The following is a 25,669-nucleotide window of genomic DNA, read 5'->3' on the forward strand; positions in this document are numbered from 1 at the left end:
CATTTTGATCTAAATTAACAAAGAATTTTTTTTCGCTTCCTTACGTTTCATTGGTTTAGCTTAAACGATGGGAAGACGTCCTGGTCCGGAGTTCTGTTTGTCCGAACTTGTTGTTAGGAATATTCCTAATAGCTTAAGCGTGGAAATGAAATTAAAAAAATCCCGAATTCACCGATTAAGCGATCAGTTAATTATGATATGCCTAATAAACATGGCAGGAAATAAATGGAAAAACAATAAGCGTATTTTATGATTTTTTCAGGAAATGAAAAAGGCCGCTAATGCGGCCTTTTTATCATGTGAAACCGGTATCAGTGATGTTCTACTGAATGACTGTGTTCAACATCTTCATTCTTGCGGCTGAAGCGGCGGCGAACCACCACGAAGAACACCGGTACGAAGAAGATGGCCAGAACGGTCGCGGTGACCATACCACCCATTACACCTGTACCTACTGCGTTCTGTGCACCGGAGCCAGCACCAGAGCTGATAACCAGTGGCATAACGCCGAGGATAAACGCCAGAGACGTCATCAGGATTGGACGCAGACGCATACGTACCGCCTCCAGCGTCGCCTCAATCAGGCCTTTACCTTCTTTCTCCATCAGATCTTTGGCGAATTCCACGATAAGTATCGCGTTCTTCGCCGACAAGCCAATGGTTGTCAGCAGGCCTACCTGGAAGTACACGTCGTTGGTCAGGCCACGGAAGGTTGCGGCAAGCAGTGCACCGATAACCCCCAGCGGAACCACCAGCATGACGGAGAACGGAATCGACCAGCTCTCGTACAGTGCTGCCAGACACAGGAAGACCACAATCAGTGAAATGGCGTACAGGGCAGGGGCCTGGTTACCGGACAGACGTTCCTGATAGGACATACCGGTCCAGTCGTAGCCAATTCCCGACGGCAGCTTGCTCGCCAGTTGCTCCATCATCGCCATCGCTTCACCGGTGCTTCGACCCGGAGCAGCCTGACCCAGAATTTCCATGGAAGGCAGACCGTTATAGCGCTCCAGACGCGGCGAACCGTATTCCCAGCGTGACGTAGAGAACGCGGAGAAAGGTACCATCTGGCCGTTACTGCCGCGTACGAACCAGTTGTTGATATCGTTCGGCAACATACGGTATTGGGCTTCTGACATCACGTACACTTTCTTCACACGACCACGGTCGATGAAGTCGTTGACGTAGCTACCGCCCCAGGCTGCACCCAGAGTGGTATTGATGTCACTGATGGAAACGCCCAGGGCCTGAGCTTTCTCCTGATCAATGTCGATTTTGAATTGCGGCGTATCTTCCAGGCCGTTAGGGCGTACGCCAACCAGCAGGTCAGGGTGTTTTGCCACTTCGCCAAACAGTTGGTTACGTGCCTGCGTTAGTTTCTCGTGACCCAGACCACCCTGGTCAATCAGCTGGAAGTCGAAACCGGTCGCCGTACCCAGTTCAACAATCGCAGGCAGGTTGAAGGCAAAGACCATCGCATCTTTGATCTTCGAGAACGTGCCCATGGCACGGCCAGTAATCGCCTCGACCTTGTTTTCCTTACCTGGACGTTCAGACCAGTCTTTCAGGGAAACGAAGGCAATACCGGTGTTCTGACCACGACCCGCAAAACCAAAGCCGTTAACCGCAAATACGGATTCAACGTTGTCTTTCTCTTTGGTGAGGTAGTAGTCGGTCATCTCATCCAGTACTTTCTGGGTACGTTCTTGTGTCGCACCCGCCGGAAGCTGAGCCATACTCAGGAACACGCCCTGATCTTCGTCTGGCAGGAACGAGCTTGGCAGACGAACGAACAGATAGGCCATGCCCACCACGATGATGATATAGAGCAGCAGGTAACGACCGGTACTGCGCAGGATGTTGCCCACGCTGTCGGTGTAGTGGTGCGTACTCTTATCAAACATGCGGTTAAACCAGCCGAAGAACCCTTTATGCTCGCCGTGACCACCTTTCTGAATTGGCTTCAGCATGGTGGCACACAGTGCAGGTGTCAGGATCAACGCAACCAGTACCGACAGCGCCATTGCCGAAACAATGGTAATCGAGAACTGACGATAAATCGCACCGGTAGACCCCCCGAAGAACGCCATCGGGATAAATACCGCCGACAGAACCATCGCGATACCGACCAACGCGCCCTGGATCTGGCCCATTGATTTACGGGTGGCTTCCTTCGGCGGCAGACCTTCCTCCGCCATTACACGCTCAACGTTCTCTACTACCACGATGGCGTCATCCACCAGCAGGCCGATGGCGAGCACCATCCCGAACATCGTCAGGGTGTTTATCGAATAACCGAATATCGACAGGATGGCAAAGGTACCGAGCAATACAACCGGAACGGCGATGGTTGGAATCAACGTCGCGCGGAAGTTTTGCAGGAACAGATACATTACCAGGAATACCAGGATGATCGCTTCTACCAGGGTTTTAACCACTTCGTGAATCGAGATTTTAACGAACGGCGTGGTGTCATACGGGTAGACGATCTTCAGGCCTGACGGGAAGTACGGTTCCATCTTCTTCAGTTCTGCGCGGATCGCTGTAGCGGTGTCAAGGGCGTTAGCACCTGTCGCCAGCTTAATACCCAGACCGGAAGCCGGTTTGCCGTTGTACTTCGCGATGATGTCGTAGTTCTCACCACCCAGTTCCACTTTTGCCACGTCGCGCAGGCGAACCTGCGAACCGTCCTGATTCACTTTCAGCAGGATCTTACTGAACTCATCGGCAGAGGTCAGACGCGTTTGCGCAATGATCGAGGCGTTAAGCTGCTGGCCTTTCACCGGTGGCGTACCACCTAACTGACCGGCTGCAACCTGGGCGTTCTGGGCTTTAATGGCGCTGATGACGTCAACCGGCGTCAGCTGGAAGTTGTTCAGTTTGTTCGGGTCCATCCAGATACGCATTGCATACTGGGAACCGAACAGCTGAACGTCACCCACACCGGAAGTACGGCTAATGGCGTCCTTCATGTTGGCGCCCACGTAGTCGGAAATATCCTCCTGCGTCATGGTGCCGTTGGTGTTGATAACGCCGACAACCATCAGGAAGCTACTGGACGATTTCTCGACGCTCACGCCCTGCTGTTGTACTTCCTGCGGCAGCAGTGGCATCGCCAGTTGCAGTTTGTTCTGCACCTGAACCTGCGCGATGTCAGCATCAGTACCTGACTGGAAGGTCAGGGTGATCTGTACCGTACCGGTGGAGTCACTGTTTGAGGACATGTACATCAGGTTATCAATACCGTTCATGTTCTGTTCGATAACCTGAGTAACGGTATCCTGCACCGTTTTCGCATCAGCCCCTGGGTAGGTTGCGGAAATTGTCACCGCCGGTGGCGCAATGGTCGGATATTGCGCGACAGGCAGCTTCAGGATCGCAAGTCCCCCAGCCAGCATGATGATTATGGCGATCACCCACGCAAATATGGGGCGATCGATAAAGAAATTAGGCATGTCTTAACGGCTCCTGTTTAAGTTAAGACTTGGTTTGTTCTGACTGGCCAGCGGCCGAAGCTTGTTGTTTATCGTCAGATTTCACTTCCTGTGCTTTGACCTGCGCGCCAGGACGAACTTTTTGCAAACCAGTAATAATCACGCGATCGCCATCTTTCAGACCTTCCGTCACCAGCCATTTATCGCCAATCGCCTGTGTAGCAGTGATATTACGTGTTTCGACTTTGTCATCAGCCCCGACAACCAGTGCGCTCGCATCGCCGCGAGGTGTACGGGTTACACCCTGCTGTGGAACCAGAATGGCGGTTGGGTTGGTCCCTTCTTCCAGACGTGCGCGAACAAACATACCTGGCAGCAGATTCTTGTCAGGGTTCGGGAAAATCGCACGTAAGGTGATGGAGCCGGTGGTCTGGTCGACCGTCACGTCAGAGAATTCCAGCGTACCTTCCTGCGGGAACTTGATACCGTCGTTCGTCACCAGTTCCACTTTGGCTTTGCCGTTTTCCTGCTTCAGGGTGCCGTTAGCCAGCTCCTGTTTCAGACGCAGGAAATCGTTGCTCGACTGGGTCACGTCGACGTAGATTGGATCAAGCTGCTGCACAGTCGCCAGCGCAGTGGCCTGACCGTTCTGCACCAGTGCCCCTTCCGTCACGGAAGATTTGCCAATACGACCGCTAATCGGAGAGGTCACTTTGGTATAGGCCAGGTTAATGCGGGCGGTTTCGACAGCTGCTTTCGCTGCCACTACGGCCGCGTTAGCCTGCTGGGCATCTGCCAGGGCGGTATCGTAATCCTGTTGGCTGATGTACTTGGTACCGAGCAGTTTTTGGTAGCGGTTCAGCGTCAACTGGGCGATTTTGGCTGCGGCTTGTGCTTTCGCCAGGTCGCCTTTGGCGCTTTCATAAGATGCCTGATAGGTTGCCGGATCAATCTGATACAGAGACTCACCCGCTTTAACATCCCCGCCTTCGGTAAAGTTACGTTTCAGGATAATGCCACTCACCTGAGGACGAACTTCCGCAATGCGATATGCATTTGTACGGCCGGGTAATTCTGTAGTGATTTGAAGAGGTTCGGATTTGAGCGTCACAACGCCAACTTCTGGCATCTGCTGAGCTCCTTGTTGAGCCTGTTTATTGTCACATCCTGTAAGCGCTAAGCTGCCTGAGAGCATCAGAACGACCGCCAGAGGCGTTAACCCTCTGTTTTTGTTCATATGTAAACCTCTAGTGTCCGATTTCAAATTGATCAATGGTCCTGAGTCCAAAAACCCATTGCTGCGTTTATATTATCGTCATGCTATGGTACATACATTCACAAATGTATGTAAATCTGACTCCTGTAAATTCACCCACCTATGGCACGAAAAACTAAACAACAAGCGCTGGAAACCCGACAACACATTCTGGATGTGGCGATGCGTTTGTTCTCTCAGCAGGGTGTTTCATCGACCTCGCTGGCACAGATTGCTCAGGCCGCAGGTGTCACGCGGGGAGCGATTTACTGGCATTTTAAAGACAAGTCAGATCTGTTCAGTGAAATCTGGGAGCTTTCAGAGTCCAGCATTAGCGATCTAGAGAGTGAGTATCGGGCAAAATTCCCTGACGATCCACTCTCAGTATTAAGAGAAATATTAGTATATATCCTTGAAGCGACAGTCGTTGAGGAACGTCGCAGGTTAATGATGGAAATTATTTTCCATAAATGCGAGTTCGTGGGTGAGATGGCGGTGGTGCAGCAGGCGCAGCGCAGTCTCAGCCTGGAGAGCTATGACCGCATCGAACAGAACCTGAGCGTGTGTATGCAGGCAAAGCTGTTACCGGCCAATCTGATGACCCGCCGGGCGGCTATTCTGATGCGCAGCTACATTTCAGGCCTGATGGAAAACTGGCTTTTTGCGCCGGAATCCTTTGACCTCAGAGAGGAAGCCCGCAGTTATGTAGCGATTTTACTGGAAATGCTTCAGCTCTGCCCCACGCTGCGCAGCGACACGCCTTCGTTAACGGCCTGACCCCTTTCCAGGATTTATCTCAGAGGATAACGTTCGCGCTATTCTGCTTCAGGCGAGCGTGATATTCTTCACGCCGGACTATTTTCGGTCATCTTCTGACATCATTCACGACTATGCTGCCCATCAATCGCTCGCAACATCCTGTTTTTGCATTGCTCCTTGCGATGCTGTTTTTCTTCGCCACGGCACCGCTTTCCTGGGCCCGTGCCGACAACAGCAATGATATTCCCTCGCGCGCTGATGTTCAGTCGCAACTCGACACTCTGAACAAACAGAAAGATCTCTCTCCTCAGGAGAAGCTTATCCAGCAGGATCTGACGGAAACGCTGGAAACGTACGATAAAATTGAGCGTGTCAAAGCTGAAACCGCGCAACTGCGTCAGAAGGTGGCTCAGGCTCCTGACAACATGCGCAAGGCAACGGATGCGCTGAATGCCCTGAGTGACGTCGATAACGACGATGAAACACGTAAAACACTCGCGACCCTTTCTTTACGTCAGCTGGAGTCGCGCGTCTCGCAATCACTTGACGATCTGCAAACCGCACAGTCCGATCTCGCAACGTATAATAGCCAACTTGTCTCACTGCAGACTCAGCCCGAGCGCGTGCAAAACGCAATGTACGCCGCGTCCCAACAGCTGCAGCAGATCCGTAACCGCCTGAATGGCACGACGGTGGGTGAGGGCACTTTACGCCCGACGCAGCAAACCCTGCTGCTGGTTCAGCAAACATTACTCAACGCGCAAATCGAACAGCAGCGTAAGAGCCTGGAAGGGAATACGGTGCTGCAGGACACGCTTCAGAAACAGCGTGATTACGTCACCGCGAATATTAATCGCCTGGAACACCAGCTGCAGCTGTTGCAGGAGGCGGTTAACAGTAAACGCCTGACGCTGACAGAAAAAACCGCCCAGGAGGCAGTATCACCTGACGAAACCGCTCGTATTCAGGCGAACCCACTGGTGAAACAGGAGCTCGAGGCTAACCATCAGCTCAGCCAGCGTCTGATACAGGCGACAGAAAGCGGTAACTCGCTGGTTCAGCAAAATATCAAAGTAAAAAACTGGCTGGACCGCGCGCTGCAGGCTGAACGCAACATTAAAGAGCAGATTGCGGTTCTGAAAGGCAGCCTCCTCCTGTCGCGTATTCTCTACCAACAGCAGCAGACGCTCCCGTCTGCCGATGAACTGGAGGATATGACCAACCGCATCGCGGATTTGCGTCTGGAGCAGTTTGATGTCAACCAGCAGCGAGATGCCCTTTTCCAGAGCGATACCTTTGTCGCCAAAATTGAAGAAGGCCATTCCAGTGACGTAAACCCGGAAGTGCACGATGCGCTACTTCAGGTAGTGGATATGCGTCGCGAACTGCTGGACCAGCTCAACAAACAGCTGGGCAACCAGTTGATGATGGCCATTAACCTGCAGATCAACCAGCAGCAGTTGGTGAGCGTCTCGAAAAGTCTGCAGGAAATTTTGACGCAGCAGATTTTCTGGGTAAACAGCAACAAGCCAATGGACTGGGACTGGATTAAATCCTTCCCTGAGACGCTGAAAACGCAGATCAAGAGCATGAAAATTACCGTGAACTGGGAGAAAGCCTGGCCTGCGGTGATGATTGCCTTCCTGGCGGGATTACCGCTGCTGCTGATTGCCGGTCTGATCCGCTGGCGTCTGGGCTGGCTGAAGAAGTATCAGGCGAAACTGGCGTCCGAAGTGGGACAACTGCGAAACGATAGCCAGCTTCATACGCCGAAAGCGATTCTGATCGACCTCATCCGCGCCCTGCCGGTGTGCCTGATTATCCTGGCGGTAGGTCTGATTCTGCTCACGATGCAGCTTAACGTCAGCGATCTGCTGTGGGCATTCAGTAAGAAACTGGCGCTGTTCTGGCTGGTGTTTGGTCTGTGCTGGAAGGTACTGGAAAAAGACGGCGTGGCAGTACGCCATTTCAACATGCCTGCGCAGCTGACCAGCCACTGGCGTCGTCAGATTGTGCGTATCAGCCTGGCCCTTCTGCCGCTGCACTTCTGGTCGGTTGTCTCTGAACTTTCCCCGCTGCATCTGATGGATGATGTACTGGGGCAGCTGGTTATTTTGTTGAACCTGCTCCTGATTGCCATTCTGATGTGGCCGATGTGCCGCGATAGCTGGCGTGATAAAGAGTCCCACAATATTCGTCTGGCTACCGTGACGGTACTGGCAATCATTCCGCTGGCGCTGATGGTGCTCACGGCAACGGGCTACTTCTACACCACGCTGCGTCTGTCTGGTCGCTGGATTGAAACGGTTTATCTGGTGATCATCTGGAACCTGCTCTATCAGACCGTTCTGCGAGGTTTGAGTGTTGCGGCCCGTCGTATCGCCTATCGCCGTGCCATTGCGCGTCGTCAACATCAGGTAAAAGAGGGCGCGGAAGGGGCGGAGCCACAGGAAGAGCCGACCATCGCCCTGGAGCAGGTCAACCAGCAGACGCTGCGTATCACCATGCTGGTGATGGTCGCTCTGTTTGCGGTGATGTTCTGGGCTATCTGGTCTGATTTAATTACCGTCTTCGCCTATCTGGACAGTATCACCCTCTGGCAATACAACGGTACCGAAGCCGGTGCTGCGGTCATGAAGAGCGTCACCATGGGCAGCCTGCTCTTTGCGCTGGTTTCATCGATGGTGGCCTGGGCGCTGATTCGCAACCTGCCAGGCCTGCTGGAAGTGCTGGTACTGTCGCGCCTGAACCTGCGTCAGGGGGCGTCCTATGCCATTACCACAATCCTCAACTACGTTATCATTATTGTCGGGGCGATGACGGTCTTTGGCTCGCTGGGCGTGTCGTGGGACAAACTGCAGTGGCTGGCTGCCGCGCTCTCGGTAGGTCTTGGTTTTGGCTTGCAGGAGATATTCGGTAACTTTGTATCCGGCCTGATCATCCTGTTCGAACGTCCAGTTCGTATCGGCGATACCGTCACCATCGGCACGTTCTCCGGTACGGTCAGCAAGATCCGTATTCGAGCCACCACCATTACCGACTTTGATCGCAAAGAGGTGATCATCCCGAACAAAGCGTTCGTGACCGAGCGCCTGATCAACTGGTCGCTTTCAGACACCGTGACGCGCGTGGTTATCCGCCTGGGCGTGGCCTACGGTTCGGATCTGGATAAGGTAAAAGAGGTACTGCTGCAGGCGGCGTCTGAACATCCGAAAGTGATGCACGATCCTGCGCCATCGGTCTTCTTCACGACCTTTGGGCCGAGCACCCTGGATCACGAGCTGCGGTTATACGTACGTGAACTGCGTGACCGCAGTTATACCGTGGATGAGCTGAACCGCTCTATCGATCGCCTGTGTCGTGAGAACGATATTAATATCGCCTTCAACCAGCTTGAAGTTCACCTGCGTAACGAGAAAGGTGACGAGCATACGGAAGTGAAGCGCGACATTAAGGGTGATGATCCTACTCCTGCCTAATCTATTTTCCCTCTCCCGGTGAGAGGGAGTTAGGGTGAGGGCTGTATTGCCCTCACCTTACCTTCAAAGTCTCGCCGTACAATCTCCAGCGCCTTAAGCACCGTCTCTGCGGGGATTTCATGATTCTCCAGTAACATAATCAAATCAACGGCCAGCTTGACCTCATCGGGTGCATTTTCCAGTGACATTTGTGTGGCTCCTGTTAACGGGTCAAACGTGCAATCACGCGTTCAATCTCATCCAGCGCCTGACGGCAGCGGACAAGGCGTCCTTCCAGCGCGCTAATCTCACGCATCAATAATTGCTGCTCTTCCAGCGTTTCACTGTTGCTCAGGCGCGCTTCCCGCTCGCGCTTCATCTCAAACAACCGCCGTTCAAACTCCTGGTTCTCCAGCCGCTTACGCTGCCATTTGCCGAGCCCCGGTGATGCACCGTCCCAGGCGCGCAGCGTCCAGGTGGCAATTTCCCGGCGTAGGGCGGTGATTTGCCCGGCAAGATGCTCTGCAAGCCAGGCAACCTGCTGTGTTTGCCCGTGCTCAACCGCGTGGCGAAGCTCATCAAGATGGGCCTGGGCTTCAGCAATATAATCCTGAATGAGCGTGCTTCGGGTGCGAAAAAGTTGCCGGTCAAAGCGCGGCTTCAGCGTGGCGTGCCCCATCAGAGGGGTGGCCTCTGCTCGCAGGGTGGTCAGCTGTTTTTGCAGCGTCTCCAGAAGCAAGGCTGTTTTCAAGGCGCTCTCCAGTGGTAAAGTAGCCGTTCAGTTTGATAACGATTCGCATTATGCAGCGTACTATTTTAATCATCATTGGCTGGCTCGCGGTAGTGCTTGGCACATTAGGTGTGGTTTTACCCTTGCTGCCGACCACGCCGTTTATCCTGCTGGCGGCCTGGTGCTTCGCCCGATCATCGCCGCGTTTTCACCACTGGCTGCTGTATCGCTCATGGTTTGGCGGTTATCTGCGCCACTGGCAAAAACACCGGGCCATGCCGCCCGGTGCTAAACCGCGCGCGATCGCGGTGATCCTCATCACCTTCGCTATTTCATTATGGCTGGTGAAAATGATGTGGGTACGGATCCTGTTGCTGGCGATCTTGACATGCCTGCTCATCTTTATGTGGCGAATCCCGGTGGTTGATGAAAAGCAACAAAAGCACTGACGCCTTATAATGTCTGTTGCAATTATCTCGCACAGCCAGTAAATTCGACCGTTTTCGAGCACAGGTGCGCCTGGTTAAAGGTTAAACAATTGTTATCTTTAATCGACTCGTTGCGCGCTGTGAGTAACACTGTTTCATTTAGGCACAAACCGATGACCGCAACTGCACAGCAGCTTGAATATCTGAAAAACAGCATCAAAAGTATCCAGGACTATCCAAAACCTGGCATTCTTTTCCGTGATGTAACCAGCTTGCTGGAAGACCCGAAAGCGTACGCGCTCAGCATTGAACTGCTGGTTGCGCGTTATAAAAACGCCGGGATCACCAAAGTAGTAGGTACCGAAGCCCGTGGCTTCCTGTTTGGCGCACCGGTTGCGCTGGCGTTGGGTGTGGGTTTTGTTCCGGTACGTAAACCGCGCAAACTGCCACGTGAAACCATCGCTGAAAGCTACGAGCTGGAATACGGCACCGATCAGCTGGAGATCCACGTTGATGCGATCGTCCCTGGCGACAAAGTGCTGGTGGTTGACGATCTGCTGGCAACCGGCGGCACCATCGAAGCGACCGTGAAGCTGATCCGTCGTCTGGGTGGTGAAGTGACCGATGCGGCATTCATCATCAACCTGTTCGATCTGGGCGGTGAACAGCGCCTGGAAAAACAGGGTATTACCAGCTACAGCCTGGTGCCATTCCCGGGTCACTGATCCCGATTTTCACAACCTCGCTCAATGGGTGAGGTTGTGATAGCATTCCCCTCCATAAATTCACCTTCCAGCGTTGCAGAGCCTGCCCATGAGTTATCAGGTGTTAGCCCGTAAGTGGCGACCACAAACCTTTGCTGACGTTGTCGGTCAGGAACATGTGCTGACGGCCCTGGCGAACGGCTTGTCGCTAGGTCGCATCCATCACGCCTATCTTTTCTCCGGCACCCGCGGCGTCGGCAAGACCTCTATTGCCCGTTTGCTGGCAAAAGGTCTGAACTGCGAAACCGGGATCACCGCCACGCCGTGTGGCGTATGCGATAACTGCCGCGAGATTGAGCAGGGGCGTTTTGTCGATCTGATCGAGATCGATGCTGCTTCACGCACGAAAGTTGAAGATACCCGCGATCTGCTCGACAACGTGCAGTATGCCCCGGCGCGTGGGCGCTTCAAGGTCTACCTGATCGATGAAGTGCATATGCTGTCGCGTCACAGCTTCAACGCCCTGCTGAAAACGCTGGAAGAACCGCCCGCGCATGTGAAATTCCTGCTGGCGACCACCGATCCGCAAAAGCTGCCGGTCACCATTTTGTCGCGCTGCCTGCAGTTCCATCTGAAGGCGCTGGACGTTGAACAGATCCGTGCTCAGCTTGAACATATTCTCGACGAAGAGAAAATTGTCCACGAACCGCGTGCTCTGCAACTGTTGGCTCGTGCAGCGGACGGCAGCCTGCGTGATGCGTTAAGTCTTACCGATCAGGCGATAGCCAGCGGTGACGGCAAGCTCTCGACCGAGGCGGTCAGCACCATGCTCGGCACGCTGGATGACGATCAGGCGCTCTCCCTTATCGAAGCGATGATTGCCGCCAACGGCGAGCGTGTTATGTCGCAGGTCGATGCGGCCGCTGCCCGGGGTATTGAATGGGAAGGGCTGCTGGTCGAGATGCTCAGCCTGCTGCACCGCGTGGCGATGCTGCAGCTTTCTCCGTCTGCCATTGGTGCGGATATGGCGGCTATCGAACAGCGGATGCGTGAACTTGCCCGCACCGTGCCGCCTGCTGATGTTCAGCTTTACTACCAGACGCTGCTGATTGGCCGCAAAGAATTACCGTTCGCGCCGGATCCGCGTATGGGCGTTGAAATGACGCTGTTGCGCGCGCTGGCGTTCCACCCGCGTATGCCGTTGCCGGAACCGGACGTGCCGCGACAATCCTTTGCTCCGGTCGCACCGACGGCGGTGATGTCACCGCAGCAGGTACCACCGCAGCCGACACCCCCGCCGCAGCAAAATGTGCCGCTGTCGGACGCCACCAGTTCGGTGCTTGCCGCGCGCAGCCAGTTGCAGCGTGCGCAGGGAGCAACCAAACCAAAAAAGAGTGAACCGGCAGCGCCTGCAAGAGCGCGGCCGGTTAACAACGCCGCGCTTGAACGACTGGCCTCGGTAACGGAGCGCGTACAGTCGCGTCCTGCACCCTCCGCGCTCGAGCAGAAAGCCCCGGTGAAAGAAGAGGCTTACCGCTGGAAGGCGACCACTATCATCGAAGAGGTGAAGGAAGAGGTCGCCACCCCGAAAGCGCTGAAAAAGGCGCTGGAGCATGAGAAAACGCCGGAGCTTTCTGCGAAGCTCGCCGAAGAGTCAATTGCGCGTGATGCCTGGGCCGCCGAGGTCAGTAAGCTTCAGTTGCCGAAGCTGGTGGAGCAGGTCGCGCTGAATGCCTGGAAAGAGCAGGACGGCAATCAGGTGCGTTTACACCTGCGTCCTGGTCAACGACACCTGAATTCGCCTGGCGCGCAAAAGGCGCTGGCCGAAGCGCTCACCGCATTACAGGGTGCGCCGGTTGAATTGACTATCATTGAAGATGATAATCCGGCAGTGAAAACGCCGCTGGAGTGGCGTCAGGCCATTTATGAAGAGAAGCTCGCGCAGGCGCGCGAGGCAATTATCGCGGATAACAACATTCAGACCCTGCGCCGGTTCTTCGACGCCGATCTGGATGAAGAGAGTATTCGCCCCATTTGATCGTGAGTCTGACTTACGGTTGTAATCCTTAAACGTGAAAAAAGAGAGAAGCCTATGTTTGGTGGAAAAGGCGGTCTGGGTGGCCTGATGAAGCAGGCTCAGCAGATGCAGGAAAAAATGCAGAAGATGCAGGAAGAGATCGCTCAGCTGGAAGTCACGGGTGAATCCGGTGCCGGCCTGGTCAAAGTGACCATCAACGGTGCGCACAACTGCCGCCGCGTTGAGATCGACCCAAGCCTGCTCGAAGACGACAAAGAGATGCTGGAAGATCTGGTTGCAGCCGCGTTTAACGATGCCGCTCGCCGTATCGACGAAACTCAGAAAGAGAAAATGGCCTCTGTTTCCAGCGGCATGCAACTGCCACCTGGCTTCAAGATGCCATTCTGATGCAAACCAGTCCGCTGCTCACGCAGTTAATGGAAGCACTGCGCTGCCTGCCGGGCGTTGGCCCGAAGTCGGCGCAGCGCATGGCGTTTACGCTATTGCAGCGCGACCGCAGCGGCGGGATGCGCCTGGCGCAGGCTCTGACCCGCGCCATGTCAGAAATTGGTCACTGTGCGGATTGCCGTACCTTTACCGAGCAGGACGTGTGTAACATCTGTTCGAACCCGCGTCGCCAGGAAAACGGTCAGATTTGCGTGGTGGAGAGTCCGGCGGACATCTACGCCATTGAGCAGACCGGGCAGTTTTCCGGCCGCTATTTCGTGCTGATGGGGCATCTCTCCCCGCTGGACGGTATTGGCCCGGACGATATCGGTCTTGACCGCCTTGAACAGCGTCTTGAGTCCGAAACGATCAACGAAGTGATCCTCGCCACCAATCCTACGGTGGAAGGGGAGGCAACGGCCAACTACATCGCCGAGCTTTGCTCGCAGTACGGCGTTGACGCCAGCCGTATCGCCCACGGCGTGCCGGTGGGAGGCGAGCTGGAGATGGTCGATGGCACCACGCTGTCACACTCTCTTGCGGGACGCCACAAGATTATTTTCTGACCAAACGGAGGCTGCGTCCGTGGCCTCCGCTTGAAATTTCCCCCCCTTATCCCCATCTCTCCCTCAACGTTTTAAAACCCCATTAAATGGCATTGTTGAGGTCGACTTAGATGAAAGGACAAGAAACCCGTGGTTTCCAGTCAGAAGTAAAACAGCTTCTGCACCTGATGATCCATTCCCTGTATTCCAACAAAGAAATTTTCCTGCGTGAGCTGATTTCCAACGCCTCGGACGCGGCGGACAAGCTGCGCTTCCGTGCACTGTCTAACCCGGATCTGTACGAAGGCGACGGTGAGCTGCGCGTGCGTGTCTCTTTCAATAAAGAGAACCGTACCCTGACCATCGCCGATAACGGCATCGGGATGAATCGCGATGAGGTCATCGACCATCTCGGGACCATCGCCAAATCCGGCACCAAAGCGTTCCTGGAGTCCATGGGCTCTGACCAGGCGAAAGACAGCCAGCTGATCGGTCAGTTCGGCGTTGGTTTCTACTCGGCGTTCATCGTCGCGGACAAAGTTACCGTGCGTACCCGTGCAGCAGGCGACAGCGCGGAAAATGGTGTGTTCTGGGAGTCCAAAGGTGAAGGCGAATACACCGTTGATGACATCACCAAGGCGGATCGCGGTACCGAAATCACCCTGCACCTGCGTGAAGGTGAAGATGATTTCCTGAACGACTGGCGCGTGCGCTCCATCATCAGCAAATATTCCGATCACATCGCCCTGCCGGTTGAGATTGAAAAACAGGAAGAGAAAGACGGCGAAACCGTGGTCTCCTGGGAGAAGATCAACAAGGCGCAGGCACTGTGGACGCGCAACAAGTCTGAAATCAAAGACGACGAATACAACGAGTTCTACAAACACATCGCCCACGATTTTACCGACCCGCTGACCTGGAGCCACAACCGTGTGGAAGGTAAGCAGGAGTACACCAGCCTGCTGTACATTCCGGCACAGGCACCGTGGGACATGTGGAACCGCGATCACAAGCATGGTCTGAAGCTGTACGTACAGCGTGTGTTCATCATGGACGATGCCGAGCAGTTCATGCCGAACTACCTGCGCTTTGTGCGTGGTCTGATAGATTCCAACGATCTGCCGCTGAACGTCTCCCGCGAAATTCTGCAGGACAGCACCGTCACCCGTAACTTGCGCAACGCCCTGACCAAACGTGCGCTGCAGATGCTGGAAAAACTGGCGAAAGACGATGCGGAAAAATACCAGACCTTCTGGAAACAGTTCGGCCTGGTGCTGAAAGAGGGCCCTGCGGAAGATACCGCGAACGTGGAGGCCATCGCCAAACTGCTGCGCTTCGCGTCTACGCACACCGACTCCTCCGCGCAGACCGTGTCGCTGGAAGAGTACGTCTCGCGCATGAAAGAAGGGCAGGAGAAGATTTACTACATTACCGCCGACAGCTACGCGGCGGCGAAGAGCAGCCCGCACCTCGAGCTGTTGCGCAAGAAAGGCATCGAAGTGCTGCTGCTTTCTGACCGCATCGACGAGTGGATGATGAACTACCTGACCGAGTTTGACGGTAAGGCGTTCCAGTCCGTTGCCAAAGCGGATGAGTCCATCGACAAGCTGGCGGATGAAGTGGATGAAAGCGCGAAAGAAGCCGAGAAGGCGCTGGAGCCATTCGTTGAGCGCGTGAAAACCCTGCTGGGCGAACGTGTGAAAGAGGTGCGTTTCACTCATCGTCTGACTGATACCCCGGCGATCGTTACCACCGACGCTGACGAAATGGGCACCCAGATGGCGAAACTGTTCGCTGCTGCGGGCCAGGCGATGCCGGAAGTGAAATATATCTTTGAGCTTAATCCGGATCATCCTCTGGTGAAACGCGCGGCGGATACTCAGGACGACGCCCGCTTTGCCGAGTGGGTTGAACTGCTGCTGGATCAGTCCCTGCTGGCCGAGCGCGGCACGCTTGAAGATCCTAACCTGTTCATTAAACGTGTGAATGCGCTGCTGCTGGCGTAATTGACCACGCCTCCCCTGGTCTTCTCCCTCTCCCGTGGGAGAGGGCCGGGGTGAGGGCACCAGACCTCACCCTCCCAAATAATCTCCCCCCCTTAACCGTTTCAGCCTTCCCGCCTTCCTTGAGCGATGCCCGTTCTGGTGGTATTGTTTAGCGCTTTTGAAAAATTGAAACGACTTTTGAGGGGATTTTCGCAATGCGTATTATTCTGCTTGGCGCTCCGGGCGCGGGTAAAGGAACTCAGGCTCAGTTCATCATGGAGAAATACGGTATTCCGCAAATCTCCACCGGTGACATGCTGCGCGCCGCTGTTAAATCTGGCTCCGAGCTGGGTAAACAAGCGAAAGACATCATGGACGCAGGCAAGCTGGTGACCGACGAGCTGGTTATCGCTCTGGTCAAAGAGCGCATTGCTCAGGAAGACTGCCGTAACGGTTTCCTGCTGGACGGCTTCCCACGCACCATTCCTCAGGCTGACGCCATGAAAGAAGCGGGCATCAACGTGGACTACGTTCTGGAGTTCGACGTGCCGGACGAGCTGATCGTTGACCGTATCGTGGGCCGTCGCGTACACGCTGCTTCTGGCCGCGTTTACCACATTAAATTCAACCCACCTAAGGTTGAAGGCAAAGACGACGTGACCGGCGAAGAGCTGACCACCCGTAAAGACGATCAGGAAGAGACCGTGCGTAAGCGCCTGGTGGAATACCATCAGATGACTGCACCGCTGATTGGCTACTACACCAAAGAAGCGCAGGCGGGTAACACCAAATACGCGAAAGTTGACGGTACCAAAGCCGTTGCTGACGTACGTGCAGAGCTGGAAAAAATCCTCGGCTAATCGCACCTTTCTCACCCGGATCTCCGGGTGAGAAATATTCCCATCTTTCCTATCGCAGCAATGGGTTTCGTTTAAACGCATTTCCGCTACAATTGACAACCATTCAAATGGTTAAGAGGCGTGAATGAGTCAGGCGAAAACCGGCATCCTGCTTGCCAATCTGGGCACCCCAGAAGCACCTACATCAGACGCGGTAAAACGCTACCTGCGACAATTTTTAAGCGACACGCGCGTCGTGGATACCCCAAGACTGCTGTGGTGGCCGTTGCTCCGTGGCGTGATTCTGCCGATTCGTTCTCCGCGCGTCGCCAGGCTCTATCAGTCCGTCTGGATGGAAGAGGGTTCTCCGCTGATGGTTTACAGCCGTCGCCAGGAAAAGGCGCTGGCCGCACGCCTGCCGGATATGCCTGTTGCTCTTGGTATGAGCTACGGTAAACCTTCGCTGGAAAGCGCGGTCGAATCACTGCTGGCGCAGGGGGTTGACCACATAGTGGTGCTGGCGCTCTATCCGCAGTACTCCTGTTCGACGGTTGCTGCGGTATGGGATGAACTGGCGCGTATTCTGGCGACTCGCCGTCGCATACCTGGCGTGACCTTTATTCGCGACTACGCGGATAACGATCTCTATATCAAGGCGCTTGCCAACAGCGCGCGTGCGTCGTTCGAAAAACACGGCGAGCCGGATCTGCTACTGCTGTCTTATCACGGTATCCCGCAGCGTTTCGCTGACGAGGGGGATGATTACCCGCAGCGTTGTCGTGATACCACGCGCGAACTGGTTTCTGCCCTCGGCCTGCCGCCGGAGAAGGTGATGATGACCTTCCAGTCGCGCTTTGGCCGCGAGCCGTGGCTCACCCCATATACCGATGAAACGCTTAAGATGCTTGGTGAGAAAGGGGTGAAGCATATTCAGGTGATGTCGCCAGGCTTCTCGGCGGATTGCCTGGAAACGCTCGAAGAAATTGCTGTGCAAAACAGAGAGTTCTTCCTGGAAGCGGGGGGCACGAAGTACGAATACATTCCGGCACTTAACGACTCGCCTGAGCATATCGACATGATGGTCTCTCTGGTGACAAACAGTCGCTGATCGCACTCCGGGCCGGGTTTGTGCTAACATTCCCGGCCCATATTCTTTGTACAGTTCAGACCATGAAATTTCCCGGTAAACGCAAATCCAAACACTACTTTCCCGTTGATGCCCGCGATCCGCTCCTGCAGCAAATCCAGCTTGAGAATGAAACCAGTGCCGCATGGGTCGTTGGTATCGACCAGACGCTGGTGGACATTGAAGCGAAAGTGGATGATGCGTTTGTCGCCCGTTACGGTCTGAGCGCGGGGCACTCGCTGGTGATTGAGGACGACGTTGCCGAAGCGCTTTACCAGGAACTGGTGCGCGAAAACCTGATCACCCATCAGTTTGCCGGCGGTACCATCGGTAACACCATGCACAACTACTCCGTACTGGCTGATGACCGCTCGGTACTGCTGGGCGTAATGTGCAGTAATATCGAAATCGGAGGCTATGCCTACCGTTATCTCTGTAACACCTCCAGCCGTACCGATCTGAACTATCTCCAGGGGGTCGACGGGCCGATTGGCCGCTGCTTTACGCTGATCGGTGAGTCCGGCGAGCGCACCTTTGCCATCAGCCCGGGTCACATGAACAAACTGCGTGCCGAGAGCATCCCGGAAGAGGTGATTGCAGGCGCCTCGGCGCTGGTGCTGACCTCCTATCTGGTGCGCTGCAAACCGGGTGAGCCGATGCCGGACGCGACCATGAAAGCGATTGAGTACGCGAAGAAATACAATGTGCCCGTCGTTCTCACGCTGGGCACCAAATTCGTGATTGCCGACAATCCGGAGTGGTGGCAGGCGTTCCTGAAAGAGCACGTCTCGATTCTGGCGATGAACGAAGAAGAGGCGGAAGCGCTGACGGGCGAAAGCGATCCGCTGCTGGCGTCTGATAAAGCGCTGGAGTGGGTGGATCTGGTGCTCTGTACCGCAGGACCGGTTGGGCTGTATATGGCAGGTTTCACGGAAGAAGAGAGCAAACGCAAAACCCAGCATCCATTGCTGCCTGGCGCGATCGCCGAGTTCAACCAGTACGAGTTCAGCCGTGGTATGCGTTTTAAAGACTGTGTTAATCCGCTGCGTATCTACTCGCACATCGCCCCGTATATGGGCGGGCCAGAGAAGATCATGAACACCAACGGTGCAGGTGATGGCGCGCTGGCCGCATTGCTCCATGACATCACCGCGAATGCTTACCATAAAACCAACGTGCCGAACTCCAGCAAGCACAAGTTCAACTGGCTGACCTATTCGTCGCTGGCGCAGGTGTGCAAATACGCTAACCGCGTGAGTTATCAGGTGCTTAACCAGCATTCCCCGCGCTTAACGCGTGGCCTGCCGGAAAGGGAAGACAGCCTGGAAGAGGCTTATTGGGATCGTTGATTGCTAAAAGAAAACCCCGGTGGCGCTACGCTTACCGGGGCTACTTGTAGGCCGGCTAAGCGTAGCGCCAGCAGGCTTTTTTAACCCGTCACCCCTTCTTCAACCGGCGGTTTCTCCAGTAGCGTCAGCATTGTATTCGCAATCTCGCGCTCGCCCATCACGACCTTATCCGCACCGCGCTCGGTAATGTACTCCACCTCATCGTCATAATGTGCCCGGGCGATAATCTCAATCGTCGGGCACTTCTCGCGCGCGGAAGCCACAATTTCACCCGCTTCATAGCCGTTTGGGATGGTCAGCAGCAGCCAGCGTGCGCAGTCCAGATGCGCCAGATTCATGATCTCTTCGTTTGCCGCATTGCCCAGCACCGCTCGGATACCGCGCTCACGCAGCTCGTCGACGCGGGTGCGTGACGTTTCAATCACTACCAGCGGGATCCCTTGCGCCATCAGTTTCTCACCAAGCAGGCTGCCTACGCGACCAAAACCAACCAGCAGGGCGTGATTACAAATATCTACCGGGATCTGCTTCTCTTCTTCGATAGCTTCTTCCAGCGTCTGTTCTTCCAGCGTTTCGGTTTTATCGAGGTATTTTTCCAGCAGTGCGAACAGGACTGGGTTCAGCATAATCGACAGGATTGCGCCTGCCAGCACCAGGTTCTGCCCGGCTTGCGGTAGCAGGTTCAGCGCCATGCCCAGACCCGCCAAAATAAAGGCAAACTCACCAATTTGCGCCAGACTGGCGGCGATGGTCAGCGCCGTACGCGGGGAGTGGCCAAACATCCTTACCAGGAAGAAAGCCGCGAGCGACTTACCAAAGATAATAATCGCCAGCGTGCCCAGCACAGCCAGCGGCTGATGAATCAGGACCATCGGGTCAAACAGCATCCCGACGGAAACGAAGAACAGTACGGCGAAAGCATCACGCAGCGGCAGAGTGTCATGCGCCGCACGGTGGCTCAGCTCGGATTCGTTCAACACCATCCCGGCGAAGAATGCACCCAGCGCGAAGGAGACATCAAACAGCTCAACGGCACCAAAGGCGATACCCAGTGCCAGCGCCAGTACGGAGAGGGTAAACAATTCGCGTGAACCCGTCGCTGCGCTGCGGGACATGATCCACGGCACCAGACGGCGGCCCACCAGCATCATGATGGCGATAAACGCCACGACTTTACCGATAGTGATACCCATATCCAGCGCCAGCGAGGCAAAGCCGACGTTGTCTTTTTCCATCATCCCGGCGACTGCGGGCAGCAGTACCAGCGTTAACACCATCACCAGGTCTTCAACAATCAGCCAGCCTATCGCAATTTGTCCGCGCTGGCTGTCAATCAGCTGTCTCTCTTCAAGTGCGCGCAGCAACACCACGGTACTGGCGGTGGAAAGACACAGCCCAAAAACGATGCCGGTCATCAGCGACCAGCCAAGAATTGCTGAAAGCGCCATCCCCAGCAGCGTCGCTACCCCTATCTGGGCGATCGCTCCCGGTATGGCGATCGACTTTACCGCCATCAGGTCCTTCAGTGAAAAATGCAAACCGACGCCAAACATCAGCAGAATCACGCCTAATTCCGCCAGTTCAGGAGCCAGTTTGGTATCCGCAACGAAACCAGGCGTAAACGGTCCCGCCAGGACACCCGCTAACAAATAGCCGACAAGGGGAGAAATACGCAGTTTATTGGCAATCATGCCAAGGATAAAAGCGAGCACAAGGCCACCAACAATGGTGGTGATAAGCGGTGTGGCGTGATGCATTCCGTCTCCTTTCGTTGTGGGTGTTCCTTTTTGGCGCAAACCAAAAAACCGAGTAATAGTTTATGACAATTTTTACTCTTATGTTTATGAATAATTGTTGAAATTTGAATAAAACAGCAATAAGCACGAAAAAAAGCGCATTTTGATAAATTCAGCAGGGGGAGACAGAAGAAACCCTTATGGCATCAGGGTATCAGGTAGCCAAAGTAAAACTTTGGCTACCCGTAATTTACGCTTTGTGACGGTTATCAGGCAGGAATATGGTCAACATCCCAAGAAGTGGCAGTAAAGCGCAGATTTTATAAACCAGGAAGATGCTGGTGTGATCCGCAACCATCCCTAACACCGCAGCACCAAGCCCACCCATGCCAAAGGCGAACCCGAAAAAGAGTCCGGAAACCATACCGATACGACCAGGTAACAGCTCTTGCGCATAGACAAGAATGGCGGAAAACGCGGAAGCGAGGATAAAACCAATAATCACGGTTAAAATTCCCGTCCATTCAAGGCTGGCGTACGGCAAAATAAGGGTAAACGGTGCCACGCCGAGAATAGAGCCCCAAATTACATATTTACGCCCAATCTTATCCCCCACAGGCCCGCCAATCACTGTCCCGGCAGCGACCGCAAACAGGAAGGCAAACAGGTGGATCTGCGCATTTTGTACCGATAATCCGAATTTTTGCATCAGATAAAAGGTGTAATAGCTGCTGATGCTCGCCATATAGAAATATTTCGAGAAAATCAGCACCAGCAGGACGGAAACCGCCAGGATAATCTTGTTACGCGGTAGAGGATTAATCACCTTCGCTTTAGGTTTACCCTTGTTCACCCGATGTTGAGCGGCATACCAGCGGCTGATCTGCGCCAGTACGATAATCGCCAGCAGTGCGGCTAGCACAAACCACGCCACGTTGCCTTTACCGTAAGGGGCAATAATCACCGCGGCCAATAGCGGGCCGAGAGAGCTACCAAAGTTACCGCCCACCTGGAAGAGTGACTGCGCCAGGCCGTGACGACCACCGGAGGCCATACGCGCCACGCGGGAGGATTCCGGGTGGAAGACCGACGAGCCGGTGCCCACCAGTGCGGCGGCGATTAACACCGCTTCAAAACTCCCAGCCATGGCCAGCAGTACCAGCCCGCTTAAGGTGAAACACATGCCAATCGGTAGCGACCATGGCATCGGGTATTTGTCCGTCCAGTAGCCCACTATTGGCTGCAGTAGCGAGGACGCGAGCTGGAAGGTCAGGGTGATCATCCCAATCTGCACGAAGGTTAAAGAGAACTCTGATTGCAGCAGCGGATAAATTGCCAGAATCAACGACTGGATCATATCGTTGAGCAGATGAGAAAGACTGATTGCACCTAAGACTTTAAAAGAGGTGCGCGATTTCGGCGGTGACGCCGGCACGCCCGGAACGGGCTGGGTTGATTCACTGATTGCCATAGAGAGAATTACCACGTCTTTAGTTATTAGAAATGCAGGATGTAATTATTATCCAACTAACATACCTGTCAGGGGCATTTGAAGAAAGTCGCAATTCTGAAAACTTATTTGTCTATTATTGTGAGTCATTGTAATTTTTGCCTTTGTCTATTGGTCAGGGAGAGAAAAGATGAAGTTAATGAAGCGGGGCGTCGCGCTGGCGCTTATCGCCGCATGGGGCCTGGTAAGCCTGCCCGCGCAGGCATACGAAAAAGATAAAACCTACAAAATCACCATTCTGCATACCAACGATCACCACGGGCATTTCTGGCGCAGTGAATACGGCGAATATGGTCTGGCGGCGCAAAAAACGCTGGTAGATGGTATTCGTAAAGAGGTGGCGGCCCAGGGCGGCAGCGTGCTGTTGCTGTCCGGGGGAGATATCAACACCGGGGTACCGGAATCCGATTTACAGGATGCCGAGCCCGATTTTCGCGGTATGAATCTGATTGGTTACGATGCGATGGCCGTCGGTAACCACGAGTTTGATAATCCACTAACGGTACTGCGCCAGCAGGAAAAACTGGCAAAATTCCCGTTCCTCTCAGCCAATATTTACCAGAAAAGTACCGGCGAACGCCTGTTTAAACCGTGGGCGTTGTTTAAGCGCCAGGACCTGAAAATCGCGGTGATTGGCCTAACCACTGACGATACGGCGAAAATTGGCAATCCTGAGTTCTTTACCGATATCGAATTCCGTAAACCGGCAGACGAAGCAAAGCTGGTTATTCAGGAATTACAGCAGAACGAAAAGCCGGATGTGATTATTGCCACCACCCACATGGGGCACTATGACAATGGCGAACACGGCTCTAATGCGCCAGGTGACGTGGAGATGGCACGCAGCCTGCCGGCTGGCTCGCTGGCAATGATTGTGGGCGGTCACTCACAGGATCCGGTCTGCATGGCCTCCGAGAATAAAAAGCAGGTTGATTACGTGCCAGGCACGCCGTGTGCCCCAGACCGTCAGAACGGCATCTGGATTGTGCAGGCGCATGAGTGGGGCAAATACGTAGGCCGGGCGGATTTTGAGTTCCGTAACGGCGAGATGAAACTGGTGCATTACCAGCTCATCCCGGTCAACCTGAAGAAGAAAGTCACTTATCCTGACGGGAAAAGTGAGCGCGTACTTTACACCCCGGAGATTGCTGAGAATCAGCAGATGCTCTCCCTGCTGACACCGTTCCAGAATAAAGGTAAGGCACAGCTGGATGTGAAGATTGGCACGCTCAATGGTCGTCTGGAAGGGGATCGCAGCAAAGTCCGCTTCGTGCAGACCAATATGGGGCATCTGGTGCTGGCAGCGCAAATGGCGCGTACCGGCGCTGATTTTGGCGTAATGAGCGGCGGCGGTATTCGTGATTCCATCGAAGGTGGAAACATTACCTATAAAGACGTTCTGAAGGTGCAGCCGTTCGGTAACGTGGTGGTCTATGCGGACATGAGCGGGAAAGAGGTCATTGACTACCTGACCGCCGTGGCGCAGATGAAGCCGGATTCCGGTGCCTATCCGCAGTTTGCCAACGTGAGCTTTGTGGCGAAAGACGGCAAGCTTAACGATCTGAAGATCAAAGGCGAACCGGTTGATCCGGCTAAAACGTACCGTCTGGCGACGTTAAGCTTTAACGCCACTGGTGGAGACGGCTATCCGCATATTGATAACAAACCAGGCTATGTGAACACCGGTTTTATCGACGCGGAAGTGCTGAAGCAGTTCATCGAGCAAAACTCGCCGATTGACGTGAATGCATACGAGCCGAAGGGTGAGGTGAGCTGGCAGTAGTGTGGTTGTTTTGCCGGGTAGCGGCTGCGCCTTACCCGGCTTTTCTCTTACTCCCGGCGTGCAATATCCGCAAATTTCGCGTCCAGCATTTTCGCCAGATCGCCCGCTGCGAGTTCAATATCCAGCCCGCGTTTGCCGCCGGATATAAAGATGGTTTCAAACTCCTGTGAAGGCGCATCTATCAGCGTCGGCAGCCGTTTTTTCTGCCCGAGTGGGCTGATCCCGCCGACCAGGTAGCCCGTGGTGCGTTGCGCAACCATTGGGTCTGCCATATCCACTTTTTTCGCGCCCAGCGCTTTCGCCACTTTCTTCAAGTCAAGCTGCCCGGCGACGGGCGTAACCGCGACGGCGAGGTGCTTCATGTCGCCATTCACGGCGACCAGCAGCGTTTTATAGACCTGGTCAGCGTTCAGCCCCAGTTTGCGCACCACTTCATCACCAAAATTGGTTTCATTCGGATCGTGATCGTAGGTATGGATCCGGAAAGGAATTTTGTTTTTTTCGAGTAATTTAACGGCGGGAGTCATAGCTATCCTTCTTACGACAGACAATTCATGCTCACAGCATACGCCTGACGTTTGTCTAAAAAATAGCACCATCTTGCGCAATAGTATTGGCAGTGATGGTCACTTTGAGCGACAATCGGCTCAACCGAAGGTCTCCTTCGGCATAATAAAAACGATGAAATTCCTCTTTGACGGGCCAATAGAAATATTGGCCATTTTTTTATTTCAACAGTGACGGCAAATTCCCTTCTCCGTACAAATGTAATGCACCTACTGCGACAACGTAATGCCCGGCAGGTAAGGCATGCAGCGTCTGCCGCCAGGCTTTATTACGCGCATTCATCAGCACATCATATAACGATTCACTAAACGTCGACGGTAAAGCCAGCTTACTGTCTGCGGGCGGAGCATCCAGCCACCAGCCGATCATGGTCTGCAGCAGGCGCGCGTTGGTGTGCCAGTGGGTCAGGGTATCATCCAGCAGCATCAGACCGTCGTCAGGCAGTTGTCGCAACAGCGCAATCTGGCTGTCCGTCCCTTCCAGTTCGATGATCGGCATCCTGCGTGCCCTTGCCATATTCAGTAACTGGTAATCAATGCCGTAATCACCGCGCAGACCCAGACGTTGCGCCTGCGTGGCCTGAAGCACCATGGCAATTTGCCAGAGCGGCAGAGCGTCGATCATCGAGAGCGACACGCCCGTCTCATCCGCGACGCGCGTCAGTTCCGCGAGCAGAGCATCATCCAGACGTTCTGCCAGGCTGAGAGTGCTCTCCAGACCGGCAAACGGTGATTCATGGCCCGAAATGTCCGCCTCAACAACCAGCGCATCGGCGCGCTTGAGAAGTTTTATCAGACCAGGAGGCAGGGGAGACATATCCTGCGTGCCCATATGGATGCTGCCCACCAGGTGCAGGTGCTGGCCGCCAGGAAGCGAGATATCCAGACCGGGCCAGGCATAACGGCGGGGGAATAGGGCGCGAAACGATGTTTTTATACGATTAAACAGACTCATACGCGCTCCATGAACGGAAAGGTTCATGCTAGCGCGTACG

At 54.5% G+C, this 25,669-nt stretch carries 20 protein-coding genes and 1 other annotated feature; of the genes, 12 read left to right on the plus strand and 8 right to left on the minus strand.

The genetic code is table 11. The features are described 5' to 3' along the window. Positions 1-311: 311 nt before the first annotated feature. On the minus strand, positions 312-3,458 hold the full coding sequence (gene acrB / locus ACJ9Y9_RS05525) for a multidrug efflux RND transporter permease subunit AcrB (protein WP_028017613.1): 3,147 nt from the start codon (positions 3,456-3,458) through the stop codon (positions 312-314). A gap of 22 nt (positions 3,459-3,480) precedes the next feature. Further along, entirely contained in the window at positions 3,481-4,674 is a 1,194-nt protein-coding gene (acrA, locus tag ACJ9Y9_RS05530) for a multidrug efflux RND transporter periplasmic adaptor subunit AcrA (RefSeq protein WP_028017612.1), read from the minus strand. Positions 4,675-4,815: 141 nt separating this feature from the next. Between acrA and acrR the strand changes: the two genes are divergently transcribed. Both acrR and mscK read left to right on the plus strand, forming a co-directional pair. Further along, positions 4,816-5,469, plus strand: a complete 654-nt coding sequence (acrR, locus tag ACJ9Y9_RS05535) for a multidrug efflux transporter transcriptional repressor AcrR (protein ID WP_028017611.1) — start codon at positions 4,816-4,818, stop codon at positions 5,467-5,469. 113 nt (positions 5,470-5,582) lie between these two features. Further along, positions 5,583-8,930, plus strand: coding sequence for a mechanosensitive channel MscK (gene mscK / locus ACJ9Y9_RS05540; RefSeq protein ID WP_028017610.1), 3,348 nt, complete (start codon positions 5,583-5,585; stop codon positions 8,928-8,930). Positions 8,931-8,959: 29 nt separating this feature from the next. Here the strand turns inward: mscK and rsmS are convergent, their stop codons facing one another. After that, on the minus strand, positions 8,960-9,118 hold the full coding sequence (gene rsmS / locus ACJ9Y9_RS05545) for a pleiotropic regulatory protein RsmS (RefSeq protein WP_032666839.1): 159 nt from the start codon (positions 9,116-9,118) through the stop codon (positions 8,960-8,962). 14 nt (positions 9,119-9,132) lie between these two features. Next, positions 9,133-9,660, minus strand: coding sequence for a primosomal replication protein N'' (gene priC, locus ACJ9Y9_RS05550; protein WP_028017609.1), 528 nt, complete (start codon positions 9,658-9,660; stop codon positions 9,133-9,135). Positions 9,661-9,710: 50 nt separating this feature from the next. Here priC and ACJ9Y9_RS05555 point away from each other — a divergent pair, with 50 nt between their 5' ends. From ACJ9Y9_RS05555 to ACJ9Y9_RS05595, 9 genes are all read left to right on the plus strand, one after another. Beyond that, positions 9,711-10,088 carry a DUF454 family protein gene (locus ACJ9Y9_RS05555; protein WP_028017608.1) on the plus strand — a complete coding sequence of 126 codons (378 nt, stop codon included), beginning with the start codon at positions 9,711-9,713 and terminating at the stop codon, positions 10,086-10,088. A gap of 152 nt (positions 10,089-10,240) precedes the next feature. Further along, complete coding sequence (gene apt / locus ACJ9Y9_RS05560; protein WP_028017607.1) at positions 10,241-10,792, plus strand: adenine phosphoribosyltransferase; 552 nt, start codon at positions 10,241-10,243, stop codon at positions 10,790-10,792. Positions 10,793-10,880: 88 nt separating this feature from the next. Beyond that, positions 10,881-12,809, plus strand: coding sequence for a DNA polymerase III subunit gamma/tau (gene dnaX / locus ACJ9Y9_RS05565; protein ID WP_028017606.1), 1,929 nt, complete (start codon positions 10,881-10,883; stop codon positions 12,807-12,809). Further along, positions 12,139-12,203: a sequence feature (DnaX frameshifting element), on the plus strand. (Overlaps the previous gene by 65 nt.) 54 nt (positions 12,810-12,863) lie before the next feature. Continuing rightward, positions 12,864-13,196: a YbaB/EbfC family nucleoid-associated protein gene (locus ACJ9Y9_RS05570; protein WP_003858972.1), complete on the plus strand. Its 333-nt coding sequence runs from the start codon at positions 12,864-12,866 to the stop codon at positions 13,194-13,196. Then, positions 13,196-13,801 (plus strand): recombination mediator RecR, encoded by a 606-nt coding sequence (gene recR / locus ACJ9Y9_RS05575; RefSeq protein ID WP_028017605.1) that lies wholly within the window; start codon positions 13,196-13,198, stop codon positions 13,799-13,801. The genes ACJ9Y9_RS05570 and recR overlap by 1 nt, the downstream gene beginning before the upstream one ends. Positions 13,802-13,911: 110 nt before the next feature. Next, the gene (htpG, locus tag ACJ9Y9_RS05580; protein ID WP_028017604.1) at positions 13,912-15,786 is read left to right on the plus strand and encodes a molecular chaperone HtpG; all 1,875 of its coding nucleotides are present in this window, start codon (positions 13,912-13,914) and stop codon (positions 15,784-15,786) included. A gap of 194 nt (positions 15,787-15,980) precedes the next feature. Further along, on the plus strand, positions 15,981-16,625 hold the full coding sequence (adk, locus tag ACJ9Y9_RS05585; protein WP_006809841.1) for an adenylate kinase: 645 nt from the start codon (positions 15,981-15,983) through the stop codon (positions 16,623-16,625). Positions 16,626-16,749: 124 nt separating this feature from the next. Beyond that, positions 16,750-17,712: a ferrochelatase gene (gene hemH, locus ACJ9Y9_RS05590; protein ID WP_028017603.1), complete on the plus strand. Its 963-nt coding sequence runs from the start codon at positions 16,750-16,752 to the stop codon at positions 17,710-17,712. Positions 17,713-17,774: 62 nt separating this feature from the next. Further along, the gene (locus ACJ9Y9_RS05595; RefSeq protein ID WP_028017602.1) at positions 17,775-19,079 is read left to right on the plus strand and encodes an inosine/guanosine kinase; all 1,305 of its coding nucleotides are present in this window, start codon (positions 17,775-17,777) and stop codon (positions 19,077-19,079) included. Between the two features lie 80 nt (positions 19,080-19,159). Here ACJ9Y9_RS05595 and ybaL read toward each other — a convergent pair whose 3' ends face one another. Then, on the minus strand, positions 19,160-20,836 hold the full coding sequence (gene ybaL, locus ACJ9Y9_RS05600; protein WP_028017601.1) for a YbaL family putative K(+) efflux transporter: 1,677 nt from the start codon (positions 20,834-20,836) through the stop codon (positions 19,160-19,162). Between the two features lie 229 nt (positions 20,837-21,065). Further along, positions 21,066-22,286 (minus strand): MFS transporter, encoded by a 1,221-nt coding sequence (locus tag ACJ9Y9_RS05605; RefSeq protein ID WP_407226072.1) that lies wholly within the window; start codon positions 22,284-22,286, stop codon positions 21,066-21,068. 169 nt (positions 22,287-22,455) lie between these two features. On the opposite strand from ACJ9Y9_RS05605, the gene ushA reads away from it, so the two are divergent. Continuing rightward, the gene (ushA, locus tag ACJ9Y9_RS05610; RefSeq protein ID WP_028017599.1) at positions 22,456-24,108 is read left to right on the plus strand and encodes a bifunctional UDP-sugar hydrolase/5'-nucleotidase UshA; all 1,653 of its coding nucleotides are present in this window, start codon (positions 22,456-22,458) and stop codon (positions 24,106-24,108) included. Between the two features lie 47 nt (positions 24,109-24,155). On the opposite strand, the gene ybaK is transcribed toward ushA, so the two are convergent. Both ybaK and ACJ9Y9_RS05620 read right to left on the minus strand, forming a co-directional pair. Further along, entirely contained in the window at positions 24,156-24,635 is a 480-nt protein-coding gene (ybaK, locus tag ACJ9Y9_RS05615) for a Cys-tRNA(Pro)/Cys-tRNA(Cys) deacylase YbaK (RefSeq protein ID WP_028017598.1), read from the minus strand. Positions 24,636-24,834: 199 nt separating this feature from the next. Next, positions 24,835-25,629: a TraB/GumN family protein gene (locus tag ACJ9Y9_RS05620; protein WP_028017597.1), complete on the minus strand. Its 795-nt coding sequence runs from the start codon at positions 25,627-25,629 to the stop codon at positions 24,835-24,837. Positions 25,630-25,669: the final 40 nt, after the last annotated feature.

This window comes from Enterobacter sp. CPE_E1241 (assembly GCF_045618265.1).
In the GTDB taxonomy this organism is placed as follows: Bacteria; Pseudomonadota; Gammaproteobacteria; order Enterobacterales; family Enterobacteriaceae; genus Enterobacter; species Enterobacter adelaidei.